General features: G+C 66.5%; 14 protein-coding genes. 1 reads left to right on the forward strand and 13 read right to left on the reverse strand.

Annotated elements, in window-relative coordinates:
- Nucleotides 1-63: 63 nt before the first annotated feature.
- A complete protein-coding gene (locus QZZ02_RS02000) occupies nt 64-546 on the forward strand; it encodes an A24 family peptidase (RefSeq protein WP_291841899.1) in 483 nt (160 codons plus the stop codon).
- Between the two features lie 10 nt (nt 547-556).
- Here QZZ02_RS02000 and gspN read toward each other — a convergent pair whose 3' ends face one another.
- The 13 genes from gspN to QZZ02_RS02065 form a co-directional block, all read right to left on the reverse strand.
- Nucleotides 557-1,294 (reverse strand): type II secretion system protein N, encoded by a 738-nt coding sequence (gene gspN / locus QZZ02_RS02005; RefSeq protein WP_291841901.1) that lies wholly within the window; start codon nt 1,292-1,294, stop codon nt 557-559.
- Nucleotides 1,294-1,791: a type II secretion system protein M gene (locus tag QZZ02_RS02010; protein ID WP_291841902.1), complete on the reverse strand. Its 498-nt coding sequence runs from the start codon at nt 1,789-1,791 to the stop codon at nt 1,294-1,296. Before QZZ02_RS02010 ends, gspN begins: the two co-directional genes overlap by 1 nt.
- Nucleotides 1,788-3,014 (reverse strand): type II secretion system protein GspL, encoded by a 1,227-nt coding sequence (gspL, locus tag QZZ02_RS02015; RefSeq protein WP_291841903.1) that lies wholly within the window; start codon nt 3,012-3,014, stop codon nt 1,788-1,790. The genes QZZ02_RS02010 and gspL overlap by 4 nt, the downstream gene beginning before the upstream one ends.
- Nucleotides 3,011-4,012 (reverse strand): type II secretion system minor pseudopilin GspK, encoded by a 1,002-nt coding sequence (gene gspK / locus QZZ02_RS02020; RefSeq protein ID WP_291841905.1) that lies wholly within the window; start codon nt 4,010-4,012, stop codon nt 3,011-3,013. The genes gspL and gspK overlap by 4 nt, the downstream gene beginning before the upstream one ends.
- On the reverse strand, nt 4,009-4,680 hold the full coding sequence (locus QZZ02_RS02025; RefSeq protein ID WP_291841906.1) for a type II secretion system protein GspJ: 672 nt from the start codon (nt 4,678-4,680) through the stop codon (nt 4,009-4,011). The genes gspK and QZZ02_RS02025 overlap by 4 nt, the downstream gene beginning before the upstream one ends.
- Nucleotides 4,677-5,045, reverse strand: a complete 369-nt coding sequence (gspI, locus tag QZZ02_RS02030; RefSeq protein ID WP_291841907.1) for a type II secretion system minor pseudopilin GspI — start codon at nt 5,043-5,045, stop codon at nt 4,677-4,679. The genes QZZ02_RS02025 and gspI overlap by 4 nt, the downstream gene beginning before the upstream one ends.
- Before the next feature lie 2 nt (nt 5,046-5,047).
- A complete protein-coding gene (locus QZZ02_RS02035) occupies nt 5,048-5,548 on the reverse strand; it encodes a GspH/FimT family pseudopilin (protein ID WP_291841908.1) in 501 nt (166 codons plus the stop codon).
- Nucleotides 5,548-6,006 carry a type II secretion system major pseudopilin GspG gene (gene gspG / locus QZZ02_RS02040; protein WP_291841909.1) on the reverse strand — a complete coding sequence of 153 codons (459 nt, stop codon included), beginning with the start codon at nt 6,004-6,006 and terminating at the stop codon, nt 5,548-5,550. The genes QZZ02_RS02035 and gspG overlap by 1 nt, the downstream gene beginning before the upstream one ends.
- 10 nt (nt 6,007-6,016) lie before the next feature.
- Entirely contained in the window at nt 6,017-7,252 is a 1,236-nt protein-coding gene (locus QZZ02_RS02045; protein WP_291841910.1) for a type II secretion system F family protein, read from the reverse strand.
- Nucleotides 7,239-8,774: a type II secretion system ATPase GspE gene (gene gspE, locus QZZ02_RS02050; RefSeq protein ID WP_291841911.1), complete on the reverse strand. Its 1,536-nt coding sequence runs from the start codon at nt 8,772-8,774 to the stop codon at nt 7,239-7,241. Before gspE ends, QZZ02_RS02045 begins: the two co-directional genes overlap by 14 nt.
- Complete coding sequence (gene gspD, locus QZZ02_RS02055) at nt 8,767-10,728, reverse strand: type II secretion system secretin GspD (protein ID WP_291841912.1); 1,962 nt, start codon at nt 10,726-10,728, stop codon at nt 8,767-8,769. Before gspD ends, gspE begins: the two co-directional genes overlap by 8 nt.
- Nucleotides 10,725-11,543, reverse strand: coding sequence for a type II secretion system protein N (locus tag QZZ02_RS02060; protein ID WP_291841913.1), 819 nt, complete (start codon nt 11,541-11,543; stop codon nt 10,725-10,727). The genes gspD and QZZ02_RS02060 overlap by 4 nt, the downstream gene beginning before the upstream one ends.
- Before the next feature lie 258 nt (nt 11,544-11,801).
- Nucleotides 11,802-14,468 carry a TonB-dependent receptor gene (locus tag QZZ02_RS02065; RefSeq protein WP_291841914.1) on the reverse strand — a complete coding sequence of 889 codons (2,667 nt, stop codon included), beginning with the start codon at nt 14,466-14,468 and terminating at the stop codon, nt 11,802-11,804.
- Nucleotides 14,469-14,516 lie beyond the last annotated feature (48 nt).

Genomic DNA, 14,516 nt, shown 5'->3' on the forward strand with positions numbered 1-14,516 from the left:
CTGTCCTCTGTTGAGCCTCGACCTTGTGGCCCACGCGTATTACACTTTTGTGACAGGACGGGAATGATTCACATTCACCTCGCCACAGTGGTCCTCGTTCTCGCCCTCGGCGGACTGGCCTGGATCGACGCCCGCAGCTTCCGCCTGCCCGATCTGTTGACCCTGCCATTGATCGCCGCTGGAGTCCTCCTCAACGCTATCATTCTTGGCACGCCCTGGGCCTCACTGGTCGGTGCCGGGCTTGGATATGGCATTTTTGTCGCCATCGAGATCGCCTATCGGCGACTGCGCGGGCGCGACGGGCTGGGGCGCGGCGATGCCAAGCTGCTGGCGGCAGCCGGGGCCTGGTGTGGCGGCTGGTTGCTGCCGATCATCGTCCTCGTCGGGGCCCTCTCGGCCCTGCTTTTCATTGCCACGATCGCGCTGATCCGGCGCCAGGCACCGGCTTCGGGTCAGCCCTTTGCCTTCGGGCCCTGGCTGGCGCTGGGATGTCTGGTCGGCTGGATTCACCGCGCCTACGGACCCGGCCTCTATCCGGCGTTCTGACAACCGGTTCCTACCCGCCAACCCCGGCATAGCTTTCCTGCCCCTCGGCCTGCCAGGCGGACCCGTCACGGCGCATGCCGGCAAGGGCCAGGGCGTCGGCCATGTCGGGCCAGTCGGTCTCGATGCGCGCGGTCCAGTCATAGCCGTCCGCGCGAAAGCGGACCTGGCCCCCGGCGGTCAGCCCGTCGACCTCACCGGACCAGTCGAGCACCAGCCGGTCGCCATCACAGCGCCAGTCGCCGTGGAGCACGGGCAGGGTGTGGCCCTCAACCAGGGCAAGACCGGTCAGGGCGCCGGAACTCGCTGAACCGCTGGCCGCGATGCAGGCGCCGTCACGCATGTCCAGCTCGACAATCCGGGTCCGGATCCGTTCGGTCGGCCGCACGCCCGGAGGCAGAGGAACCCCCAGCGTCGCGAGGCTGAGATCGAGATCCGTATCAATGAGGTGGAGACGGCCCGGTGACAGGCTGACCCGGCCGTCACCGCGCAGGCTGGCATCGGCGATCCGCCAGTCCCCGCTCAGTCGACCCGTCGCCAGCGCGAACGGGTCAAGCGAGACTTCCAGCTCGCGCACCGGCACGCCATTGAGGTTGAGGCCATAGACCCGGCCCTGCCAGATCGTCCCGAAAACATCGCGATAGCCCAGTGCCGCACTGCCACCAGCGGCCAGCGCAACGGCCTTGAGCGGCAGCAACACGATCAGCCAGACGACAAGAAGCGCCAGGACAAGTCCGGTCCGCGCCAGCATCACGACCCACCCCGGCTCAGGACGAAGGCGGCCGAGACATGGCCGTCCGCATCACGATCCATCGTCGAGGCTTGCGGGCGGATGCCGTAGCGCTCCTCCAGATCAACCAGCCATCGCAGGACAGCGGCGGTTTCGGCGCGGTCGATATTGACCGTCAGCCGGCCATCCTCGCCGGGCACCATGCGGGCCAGCGCGATGTCATGGCGCAGCGCCATTGCGCCAGCGACAGCGCGCAGGGACTGGGTGGGTGCTGCGCCAGCTGGCTGCTCGGCGGCCAGGACACGATAGCGCTCGGCATCCGCCTCAACCGCCCGATAGAGCCGCATCGAGGCGGCATAATCCTGGCGGGCCCTGTCGTGCAGACCCAGCAGCGGCTGGACGATCAGCGCGGTGACCGCGAGCACGACCGCCAGGGCCGCTGCGATGCCAAGCATGATCTTCTCGCGCAGGCTCAGCCCGTCCCACCAGGCCGTTACGGGTGTCATCAGGGCCATCATGGCAGCCTCACCACAAACTCGCCCTCAATGCCGGACGTGCCTTCGCGCGCGCCGCCATCCTCAAGCCGCAGCCCGAGCCGTTCGGCGCGAGCACTCAGGGCATCAAAATCGGAGAAATCGGTATAGGTCGCGCCGACCGACAGGGCGCCGCGCGCCGGGTCAAAGCGGACATGATCGACGCGGACGCGCTCGCTCTCGGCGGTCAGCTCGTCGAGCGCGGCCAGCAATTGCAGGAAGACAGACGGGCCTGTCCCCTCCAGCCGCGCCACCCGGTCAGCCAGGAAACGCTCGGCTTCGGCCGCGATAACGGGACGGCCGAAATCGGGGATGGCATGATTGAACTGGTCGATCGTTGCCGCCTCGAAACGATCGGCCTGAAGCCGGAAGTACGCGGTTTCGCCACCGATCAGCAGGCAGAAGGCGAGGAGGAGGCCAGCCGCCATCATCGCCGGGCGACGCAAGGGGCGGATCAGGGCCGCCCCGTCAAAGGTCGAGACCAGGGCATCACCCAGAAGGCGCGGCAGCGTCGCCAATCGCTCGGCTGGCACGGCGCTCGCCCGCATGTCGATCCCGCCCTGGCCGATGGCACGGAAATTGGCGCCCGTCAGTCCAAGCGAGCGCGACACGGCGATCTCGCCGGATCCGGCGGCCTTCACCAGCGGCTGGATGACCGACCCGAACAGGGCGGTGTCCATCACCCCGGCGACCGGCCCGGCGCCGCTGCCGCTGTCGCTGTCCGGATCATGGGCAAACAGGACGGCGTCGCCGCGATCATAGAGTGTCAGCGCCGCCCCGGGTTCGGCCGCAACCAGGCTGTCGGGGATGACATGGGCCGGACGGATGGCCAGCGGCACCAGCCGGTCGCGCCATTGCATCAGCAGAGCCGAGTCAACGGCCGCGATCCAGCGCCGCTCATCGCCGCCACGCGGACCGGGCAACACCGTCGTCTCGGCCAGGCGTGAGGCGATCTCGTCTTCGACCAGGAAGGGCGCCGCCTGCCGGGCCTCGCGCTCGGAGCGGGCCGGAATCGCCAGCCGGGCCAGATGCACATGCTCGCCCGGCAACAGGATGAGAGTCCGGTCAACAGAGCCGGTGAGCGCCCCATCGAGGCTTTCATCGGCCGCAAGCCGGCCCTCGTGCACACGCTTGCCATCGCGCCGGTCGACAACCGACCAGGCAACGGCGCCCAGCGGCCCGGGCTTGAGGATCAGGTCGCAGCTCATTCAGCGTATCCGTATCTCTGGGTCAGGCGGTGGAGCGTGGTCCCGCCGCGCCATTCGTAAACCGCATCAAGGCGGTAGCTCTGGCCGTCATGGCGCACATTGACGGCGACGTCAAAATAGCGCGTCTCGATCCCGACCGTTTCGCGCAGGGTCACATCGGGCGCCAGCGCTGCCACGGTCTCCAGCGTCCAGAACTCCGCAGCACTGGCAAAGCCGGTGGCGGGCCGGCCCAGCAGAAGCCCCTCAACCGCGACCCGGCCGAGTTCACCATCGAGAACGGCGAAAAGCAGCGGCCAGTCATCGGTTGTCAGCGTGTTGATGTTGAGCGGCAGCGGCGCCGCGACCGGGCGGGCGCAGACATGCGGCGCGAGGCGCTGGTAGATCGCCGGTGTCATCGAGGCAAGCGCGAGGATTTCCTCGCGCTCGGCCATCAGCGTATTGCCCGTGCGGTAGGGCGTGGAACGATCGGCATAGACCGCGTCCTCGCCGCCGCCAGCCAGCGGACGATTGTCGCTGTCGATCCAGTCACTGGCTTCCGCCGCGATCCGGCCGGCTTCGGCGCCCGGCACGCCGAGCGCCGACATCAGGTGTTCAAAACGGCGACGCTGGACGGGATCGGCGATCAGCCCGCCCTGTCCGTCAGCAACGACCAGCGCGTTCAGATTGAAACAATTATTGCCGTCCGAAATGCGGCCCGAAAGGGCGCCGCGTTCGATCGGGAATTCGCGGGCAGAGCGCAGCCAGTCAGCATCAGGCCGCAGCGCCCGGGCCGGCTCGCGCATCGCGGTAGCGATCAGCCCGCCCGCATATTCGCGCGCGCCGACCGCATACCAATAGGCCTGGTCACGCCCTTCCATATTGACCGAGCGCCGCATGGCGACCCGCAGCTCGCCAGCCAGCATCATCGCCATCGACGCCATCACGGCGACCAGCAGCAAGGCGCTGACCAGCGAGGCACCGCTCTGGCGCGACGAGAAGGCCAAGTCGGAACGGCTCATCCCCCGGCCTCCGAGGTCAGCACGACATGTTCCATGTCGCCGAGACGCGGCGCGACATAGCGCAGGCGGACGGCGCGCGGCAGGGCGCTTTCGACCGCGCCGGACCGATAGCCGATGCGGCGGGTCCAGGCGGCGCCAATGAGAAATTCGAGTTCAACATCGGCAAGGCCCGCCGCGAGCACCGTCTGCGACGCCTCCGCCGGGTTGGCGCCGTCGGGATAGGGCAGGACGCGTCGAACCAGCTCGCCTTCACGCAGGACATAATCGACCCGGGCCAGGCTTGAGCGTGGCCGCAACAGGCCGGGATTGGCCCGCCCGCGCCGGGTCAGGCTGAGCAGGACCCGTTCCCCATCACCGCCAGCGGCGAACGGGCCGGCCAGCCCGTCGGCATCGCCCGCGAAAATGAAGGTCTCGCGGCGTCCCTCGCGCGTCCGCACGGGGCGCAGCACGACCTGTCCCAGATCCTCGCGCAACAGCGTGCGCATGAGATCGATCTGTCCGGTCTGGACGAGCACATCGGAATTCTGTTCGCGGGCATTCAGGCTGGTCGACATCAGGCCGACCGAGATCGTGCCGATCACCGCGAAGATGAAGACCGAGACGAGGACCTCTGTGAGCGAGAATCCGGCCTCGCCCTGGCGGTCAGCCGGAAGCACCAGGACGCTCATGAGGGCACCCGCCGGAATGTATCCAGCTCGGCGAGGACCTGGTCCTGCCCGCTTTCTGAAAGCTCGATGTGGACGCGCACGAGACCGGCCTCACCGGTCTCCGCGATGCGGGTGCTCCAGTCATAGGTGACTCCGCCGAGCTGGTAGCGGCCTGACCGGGCTTCCGGTGCTCCGGCCCGCAACCATTCGGTGTTGAGCAGGTTTTCCGCCGCCAGGGCCGCCAGCGCGCGGGTTTCGACCGCAGCGGTATTCTGTGTCGTCGCGCGGGTCAGGTTGATCAGCGCGAGGCCGGCGATCGCGACGATCGCCAGGGCGGTCATCATCTCGATCAACGAGAAGCCGCCGTCATTGTGCTGCCCGGCCATCCTCAGAGTCCTGCCTGCCGGGTCAGCCCGCCATCGGGCTGCCAGTCGAGATCAATGGCGGCCTCGGCAGTTTCAAGACGCAGTCGGAAGGGTTCGGTCAGACCGGCCGGGTCGAACCAGATCACCGGAACGGCTGCCGCATCGTCGCGCGCGAACATGACATCGCGGGCGACCAGCCGGACGCTGTCCGGCAATTGCCGCGCCCGCAGGGCGGGATGATCGGTCAGTGGCCACCAGCGCCGGTCGACATAGCGGTGGAAGGCATAGCCGGCGCCGAACTCCTCGATCACCAGGCCGACCGGCACACCTGACGTGACCGCCTCCTCGCTGGCGACCTGCAGCCGTGCCGCGAGGCGGTCGGCGGCCTCGTCCAGCGGCGGGCGGGTCGGCTGGAAGGAGAGCGAGACGACAAAGGCCACCGTCGCCAGGATCGACACCCCGACGAGAATTTCGATCAGCGACAGTCCGGCTTCGCGGCCGCGATATGTCCGGCCTTGTCGCATCAGCCCTGCCAGTTGCCGATATCAGCGTCCAGGCCCTCGCCGCCCTCGCGGCCATCGGCGCCCAGCGAATAGATGTCGATCATGCCGTGCTGGCCGGGATAGGCGTACTGGTAGGGATTGCCCCAGGGATCATCCTGAAGGCGGCGGACATAGCCACCGCTGCGATAGCGCGATGCATCAACCCCGCGCGGCGGCGTGACGAGCGCCTGCAGGCCGGCCTCCGAGTTGGGATATTCGCGCATGTCGAGCCGATAGGCATCGAGCGCCTGTTCCAGCGTCGCGATATCGGTGCGCGCCTTTTGCAGCAGCGCCTGGTCCTGGGCCGGCAGGACATTGAGCAGGACGATCGTGCCCATGATGCCGATGATGACCACGGCGATCATGATCTCGAGCAGTGAGAAACCGGCCTCGCTGTCGCGATCATCGTCCGGTCGGGTGTGAGCGAGTGGGTCGGTCATCGACGCCTCCCTAGCCAAGAGCCAAAGTGTTGAGTTGCAGGATGGGCAGCAGGATCGACAGGACGATCACCACCACCACGACGCCCAGGACCAGGATGATCCCGGGTTCGAGCAGGTTGAGGCCGACGGTGATGGCGCCGTCAATTTCCTGGTCCATCTGGTCGGCAGCGCGGCGGAACATTTCCCCCAGCGCCCCGGAGCGCTCCCCGGCGGCGACCATGAACAGCATCAGCACCGGAAACCAGGCCTGGGCCCGCAGCGCATCGGTCAGCGCCCGGCCGCTCTCGACCTCGCCCAGCACCCGGTCGAGCCGGATCGCGAAAGCGCGGTTCGACGCCGCCCGCCGGGCCGCCCGCAGCGCGTCCGGCAGGAGGGCGCCGCTTTCGATCAGAATGCCCATGGTACGGGCAAAGCGGGCCGCTTCGGACTTGCGCAGGAAACCGCCCAGGCCCGGCAGTCGGGCCAGCCCGCCATCGAGCGCCAGACGCGCCGAGGGCTGCCGCAGCACAAGGCCTCCCCCGATGACCAGCGCGGCCAGTCCGGCCAGAATGAAAGGCCAGCCGGCGGTCAGCGCGCCGGAGGCGGCGATCATGAAACGGGTCAGGGCCGGCAGGTCCATGCCCATGCCGGTGAACTGCTCGGCGATCCGCGGCACAACGAAGGTCATCAAGAGGGCGATGACCGCGATGGCGACCGTCGAAAGCACAACGGGATAGACCAGTGCCCCGGTGATCCGGTTGGCGACGGCCTCTTCCTTCTCCAGATAATCGGCCAGCCGGGCGAGCACATGCTCCAGCCCGCCGGCGCTCTCGCCGGCCGCGACCATGGCGCGATAGACGGCGGGGAAGGATTTCGGGAAAGCCTGCATGGCGTCCGACAGGCGCTCGCCTTCGGAGACCCGCGCCCGTACGGCCATCAGCACCCGGCGCATATGGTGGCGACCACCCTGCTCGGCCAGCAGGCCAAGACTTTCCGCGACCGGCATGCCGGCGCCGAGAAGACTGGCCAGCTGACGGGTCACCAGCATGCGTTCGCGCGAGGACAGGTCCTGCCGCCGCAGGCGGTCCATCAGCCCGCTTGCCTCGCCGGAACCCGGCGTGCGCCGCGCTTCGGCCTGGCGGATCGCGAGCGGCGCCATCGCCCTGCCGCGCAGGGCGCGCCGGGCCGCCAGCTCGCTGTCGGCGGTGATCAGGCCACGCGCCTTCTTGCCGCGGGCATCGAGGGCTTCATACTCAAACGCCGGCATGGCGCTCGCCCTCCTCGCGGCAGACGCGCAGCACCTCGGCCAGGCTGGTCGTTCCGGCCAGGGCCAGCTCGACGCCGTTGCGGAACAGGGTCGGCCGATTGGCGAAGGCCTGCGCCGCCATCTCGGACTCGCGGGCCTCGTCATGGATCTGCTTGCGCAACCCGTCATCGACCATGACCAGTTCATAAAGCCCGGTCCGGCCGTCATAGCCGGTCTGCTTGCAATGATTGCAGCCGACAGGCCGGTAAAGGGTGACATCGCTGCGCCCGGCCAGGCCGAGCAGGTCCAGCTCGGTGGCGTCCGGCACACAGGCCTCACGACAATGCCCGCACAGGCGGCGTACCAGGCGCTGGGCGACAATGGCGGTCAGGGTCGAGGCCAGCAGATAGCTCTCCACGCCCATGTCGCGCAGGCGGGCAATCGCGGCGATGGCGGAATTTGTGTGGACGGTCGACAGGACGAGATGGCCGGTCAGGCTGGCCTGCACGGCGATGCGCGCAGTCTCGGCATCGCGGATTTCGCCGACCATGACGATGTCGGGATCCTGGCGCAGGATGGCGCGCAGCCCGGCCGCGAACGTCATGCCGACCTTGGCGTTGACCTGGGTCTGGCCGATGCCGTCGATGGCGTATTCGACCGGGTCCTCGACGGTCAGGATGTTGCGGGTTTGCTCATTGAGCAGGTTGAGCCCCGCATAGAGCGTCGTCGTCTTGCCGGCGCCGGTCGGGCCGGTCACCAGGATGATGCCATTGGGCTGGGCCAGCGCCTTGGTGAGATCGGCCAGCATGGCACTCGGCATGCCCAGGTCACCAAGCCGGAAGCGCGCCGCCGAATTGTCCAGAAGGCGCAACACGACCCGCTCGCCATGCCGCGATGGCAGGGTCGAGACCCGCACGTCGACGGACTGCCCGCCCAGCGTGATCGACAGGCGACCATCCTGGGGGATGCGCTTTTCGGCGATGTCGAGCCGGGCCATCACCTTGATGCGGGAAACCAGGGGCGGCGCCAGACGCGGCGGCACAGAGGCGGTCTCGTGCATGACCCCGTCGACCCGGTAGCGGATCGAGACACGATCCTCGAAGGGTTCGACATGAACGTCGGAGGCGGCCGTGCGCACGGCCTCGGCAATCATGCCATTGATCAGGCGGATGATCGGCGCATCGCTGTCACTGTCGAGCAGATCCTCGGTGCGCGGCATCTCGTCGATCAGGCGGGTCAGGCTGTCATCGCCCTCGCCTGCACTGTCAATCGCATCCGCCCCGAGCCCGGAATAGGCATAGAGGTCGGACAGGGTGCGGTCATAGACATCGGCCGCGATCTCGCGCACCGGACAGGTCCGCCCGACAACCCGGCGCAGCTCCAGAAGTGCGCGCCGGTCCGCCCCGCTGCGCAGCAGGAAAGCCGCCGCCGCGCCATCCGGACCGGCCGGCTGGTAGGCGACGCCCTTCTGGCGCGCGAAAGAATAGGTGACCGGATTGCGGTCAGCGGTGGCGTCAGGGGCGCTGTCGAGGGTCTCAGTCACCCGCGGTCTCCGCTGTGGCCGGCGCGGCCTGGCCCATCTCGACCATCATCATCTCGACGATCGACTCCAGCGAACTGGTACCGTTTTCGCTGCCGGCGATCTGCTGGCTGCGGATGAAGTCGTAGCGGTTGTCGGTCAGCGCCTGCATGTCGGCTTCCGAACGAATGATGGTCGGACGGATGAAGACCATGAGATTGGTGCGGCGGACCTCGGTACCTTCCGAACGGAAGAGACGGCCGACCCCGGGCAGGCGGCGCAGGCCCGGAACGCCGGAATTGGACTCCTCGTCCTCCTGGCGGATCAGACCGCCGAGCACGATGATCTCGCCATTGTCGGCCAGCACCGTGGTCGCGATTTCACGCTTGTTGGTAATCAGGTCCGTCGAGGCGGCGTTGACCACACCGGCGACCGAGGAGACTTCCTGCTGGATATAGAGGCGGACCGTATTGCCCTCGGTGATCTGCGGCCGGACGGTGAGCTTCACCCCCACTTCCTGGCGATCGACCGTGCGGAACGGGTTGGCATTGTTCGAGCCGAGCGCCTCGCCGGTGGTGACCGGGATTTCCTGGCCCGACAGGAAGGAGGCTTCCTCATTGTCGAGGGCGAGGATGGAGGGCGTTGCCAGCACGTTGGAATTCACATCGCTCTGGACGGCATTGAGGACGAGGCCGAACAGGTTGCCGCTGCCGTTCTGGCCGCCAAACCCGAGCGTGCCGCCGGTCGCACCGAGGAGGGAGTTGATCGCGGCCTGGCGCAGCGTGGTGTTGAGATCGCTGTCATCATCACCCGGCGAGGTGACGGCACCGGTCAGCGCCAGCAGGTCCGGATTGTTGGAGGAAAAACGGGTCATCGCCAGCGGCGTGTCACCCTCGCCGCCCGCCAGCAGCATCTGGACGCCAAGCTCCTGGGCCGTGGTGTCGGACATTTCGACGATGATGCCTTCAACGAGGACCTGCGGACGGCGGATGTCGAGCTGGCGGATCACCAGTTCAAGCTGGCGCTGCACGTCGGGCTCGGCATTGATCACCAGAGAATTGGTCGGCGCGTGGTGCGAGACGGAAGGCGAGCGGGTGACGCCATCGGTCGAGGCCATGGTGTCGACCACTTGCTGCAGGATGGGCAGCAGGCCCTCGCCATCGGCATGGCTGAGATAGATCACCCGGAAGCTCTGATTGGACTGGCTGACACTGTCGACCCGGCGAACCAGCGCCATCATCTGGTCGACCGCCTCGCGATTGCCGCGCAGAAGGACGGTGTTGGACGCCGGGATCGGCGCGATGGCGACATTGAACAGGGTCTCGTCCTCGCCCGCGCCGGAGCGGGTGCGCATTTGTTGCAGGATGCGGGTCATGTCGGCGGCCGAGACATTGGTCAGCTCGACCATTTCCACCACCGAGGTATCGCGATCGAGATCGCGGATCACCTGGCGCAGGCGGGCGATGTTCTCGGCATAATCAACCATCACCAGCACATTGCCGGTCTCGGTTGCATTGACGCTGCCCTGGGCCCCGACCAGCGGTCGGACCACGGCGAGGGCATCGCGCGAGGCGACATGATTGAGACGCACCACGGCGGTGACATACTGGTCGCCGCGCAGGTTGGAATTGACCGGGTTGGCCGAACGCGCGCCGGCCTGGTCGGGCACGATCTGGTAAGCGCCCGAGGCCGTCGGCACGACGGTGTAACCATGCACCCGCATGGTCGACAGGAAGACCTGGAAATACTGGTCCGAGGTCAGCGGCGCCTGCGAGGTGATGGTGACCCGTCCGCGCACATTGGGATCGACAATGAAGGTAAAGCCGGTCACCGCAGATACATCGTCGATGACGGCCTGGATCTCGGCCTGGTTGAAATTGACCACCTGGTCCTGGGCATGCGCGCGCGACGCAGGCGCGGCGACAAGGACGAAAAGGGCGCACAGCGCCGTCAGGGCATGTTTCGCAGACAGGGTCATTGCGGCAGTGTCCTCGACAGGGTCAGGGGCAGGCCGCCCCGGGAAATGGAAAAACGGATCGCCTCACGGCCGTCCTCGCCGTCCAGCAAGGCGGACAGGTCGGTGATCGCGCCAACAGGCCGGCCTTCAATCGCGGTCACGACATCGCTGGTGCGCAGGCCGAGGACCGACAGCATGGCCTCATTGCCGCTCTCGATGCGGTAGCCGGTCATCGTGTCACCGCTGTAGATCGCGCGGACCTGGAACAGGCCGCCGACATCCTCCAGCTGACCGCGCCGGTCGGCGACGGGCTGGCCCGATAGGGGGGTTGCGGCGTCCGGTGTGGTCGCTGCGCGGGCAGCGGCGGCATCCTCGGGGCGCAGATAAAGATGCTCGGCAATACCGCGGCGGGAGATCCGGACGTGGTCGACAAGCACCGCCTCCAGTGTCACCCCGTCGAGGATTTCAGCCCCGACCCGGAAGAAGCGCTGACGGTTGTCCGGCGTCTGGATGATCGCACCGCCGGCCTCGGCGGTTGCACCGCGACGGACGCCGCGCAGGACGAGTGCCAGGCGGGTTTCGGGAATCTCGGCGGGTGCGCCGGCATCGGCCGGCCTTGCGCGCGGGTCATTGAACAGGCGGGTATCGCGCAGGCGGGACAGATCAGCGGCATAGTTGCCGACGGCCGGCGCTCCGATGGCGCGGTCCAGGCTGTCCTGCTGGAAATCACTGGCACTGGCCCCGAAGGCGATCAGCCAGATCAGGCGCGCGGCGACGAAGGTCAGGGCGATCAGAAGGCCCAGTTCGGCGAGGCGGATCGCGACGCGGACCGGCATGGGCATTTGTGTCCGGTCACGCCGAGCCTGCCCCAATGTCGGTGTTTGCGTCATAAGTTCCAGCGCCCGCCTGCACGCCCCGGAGCCAGACGCACAGATGGCGGCTGCATGAACAGGGACCGGTTTCGGATACACGCGCTGCACGTCAGTTTTACGACGGTTCGCCGTTAGTTTTACGACGTTTCGCGGTTTATCGTCGGGTTGTTTGGATCAAGTCGAAAACGGGGCGAGCCGGTCGGCTCGCCCCGTTCTGATTGACTACCAGGTGCGGCTCACTGAAAGGCTCAGCGAGGTCCCGATATCGTAGGTGTCGACCGGCAGTTCGACACCGCCGGCGGACTGGGTGGCTTCATAATCGCTACCCAGGATATTGCGGACGGAGAAACCGAAGTCCCAGTCATTTCCGCCCAGTTCGAGGGTGCGCGAGTAGACGAAGTCGAGCGAGGACGGCAGCTGTTCGACGATCTCGGGGAGATCATCAGACAGGTTGGCCACGGCACGGGTACGCTCTCCGGTATAGTTGTAGAGCAGTGCGCCGCGGGCCCGGCCGTCGAAGGTTTCGAAACCGACCTGCAGGTTGAACAGGTGCTCCGACTGGCCTTGCAGGGCACGGCCATCGTCCACGAAACCGGCAGCATTCAGCTCGATCGCGGACGGGCTGCCGAAGGCACCCTGGGCGATCGTGACCGTGCCATCCGCGGACACGTCCGACTGGATGTAGGTGTAGTTCGTCTTGATGAACCACTCGCGGTCATTGAAGAAGGCACCGTCAAAGCGATCCGAGAAATCAAAGGTCTTCTCGAACTCGAACTCGGCCCCCGTCAACGTCGCTTCCGGCGCGTTGATGAAGGAGGTGTTCAGACCGTCGCCGATCGGGATGATGTATTCCTCGACCGGGTTGTCCAGCACCTTGTAGAAGGCGCCGACCGTGACGAACTGGTCGCGACCAAAATAGTATTCCAGACGCGCGTCATAGCTCTCGATCTCGGTATTGACGAGGAACGGGTTGCCCTGGAAGCGCTGATCCGTATCGGTGTTGAAGAACTCGGCGAAAGCAAGCTCGCGGAACTGCGGGCGGGCGATCGATTGCGAGTAACCGGTGCGGAGCTGGAGATTGTCGGCAAAGGTCCAGGTCAGGGTCAGGGCCGGAAGCACATAGTCTTCCGAGATCCGGGTCTCGACGAGGCCCGAGTCAGCCGCACTGGCCGGGAAGGCGTAGGTGTCGACTTCCTGGGTGCCCTCTTCGAAGCGTGCACCCACAGCCGCCCGAACGAAGTCGGTCAGACCGACATCGATACCGGCATAATAGGCCTCGACATCCAGGGTACCGTTATAGGCTTCCGGGAAGGTCAGACCGCCGGTTTCGACGAGACGGAGACGCTCGTCGACGATGTTCTGCTCGGCAAAGATGTAGTCGATGCGCGAGAACAGGAGGTCGGCCGGGATCCCCTGCGAGCCCTGCTCGAAGGCGAACTGGCGGGTATAGGCATCACGCTCGCGGCTGGTATTGGCGTAACCGGCTTTCAGCTCGGCATCCAGACCACCGAAGGACACCGGCAGGGTGACGTCGAAACCGGCATCCTGCGTGCTGTCCTCGATCTCCGAGAAGCGCGTGAAGTTGTCGTTGATGTCGCCCTCGTAGCGATAGGTGCCGACAGAATCCTCGAACTGGTAGTTCACGAAACGCTGATAGGGCGCGTCGCGCGTTGCGGTCGCATCGGACAGGCGCCAGTCCAGCGCCAGGCCGCCAAGGCTGTCGAACAGGTGTTCGCCGCGCAGCTGGTTGAAAATGACTTGGCGTTCGAACCACTCGGTGTAATCGCCACGCAGGACCGCCGAAGAGCCGGCGTTGAACTGCTCTTCGATCCGCGCCTCTTTCGAGGTGGAGCGCAGCGCCATCGAGAGGAAGGAGATGGAGTGGTCGTTGTAGAAGTCCACGCCAACCGAAACCAGGCCCGAGGCTTCGATGGAATTCTCGGTGCCGAAGAAGTTGTTGATGCCTTCGCCGAGCGGGGCAAGGCCCGTACGGTCTTCGCTGGGCGGACCGTTTTCATAGATCAGCACGCCGCCGGCACCGATGGCGCCCTTGCCGCGCTGGCCTTCGCGGGTTTCCCACTCGTTCGAGTAGGAAGCCGAGGCGAGAATGCCGAGCGAGAAATTGTCGAAGTCGAAGCGCTCACCGGCCTCGAGCGAGATCGAACCATTGGCGTCGGTATCGATCTGCTGGACGACCCAGAGTTCCGAATTGACCAGCGAGCGACCAATGGCCTGCTGCTGGGTTGCGGGCAGGTTGTTGCCGACGCGGGTCGTGTTGAACACGGCGGCCAGTTCGGCCGGCATGTCGCGAAGACCGTCATCATAACCCATCCAGTCGGTATCCGAACCGGCATAGGTCAGGCCGTGATTGCCGGTCGTGACCGTATCGCCGCTGGCACCGATCGAGACGCTGAAGAAGCGGTCATCCGGCAGGGTTGCGGTTTCGATACCGATCACGCCACCACCGAACTCACCCGGGAATTCCGGCGAGAAGGTCTTCTGGACCAGCACGTTGGAAAGCACGTTGGTGGGCAGGAGGTCGAGCGGGGCTGCACGCCGGAAGGGTTCCGGCGACGGCATTGGCGAGCCGTTGAGCAGGGTGTTGGAGTAACGCTCATTGAGGCCGCGAACGACCACGAAGCGACCGCCCACGGTGGACAGGCCGGTCACGCGGACCAGGGCCGAGGCGAGATCGCTGTCGCCTGTGGTCTCGAGATCGTCGATCGAGAGCGAGGCAGCGACTTCCGAGGTCACCCGGCGATCGTCAGGAATGTACTGGAAGCGGACTTCGATGACATCTTCATCATTGTCCTGGGCGAGGGCGCCGACCGGCACGAGCGTCGTAGACGCCAGCAACGCAGCCGAGAGCGCAAATCGAGTGGTTTTCATCTTCATCACCATGTGACTGCGATTGACAGACACCATCCCCGGCCGGCC

Source organism: Maricaulis sp., from assembly GCF_015665295.1.
Taxonomy (GTDB): Bacteria; Pseudomonadota; Alphaproteobacteria; order Caulobacterales; family Maricaulaceae; genus Maricaulis.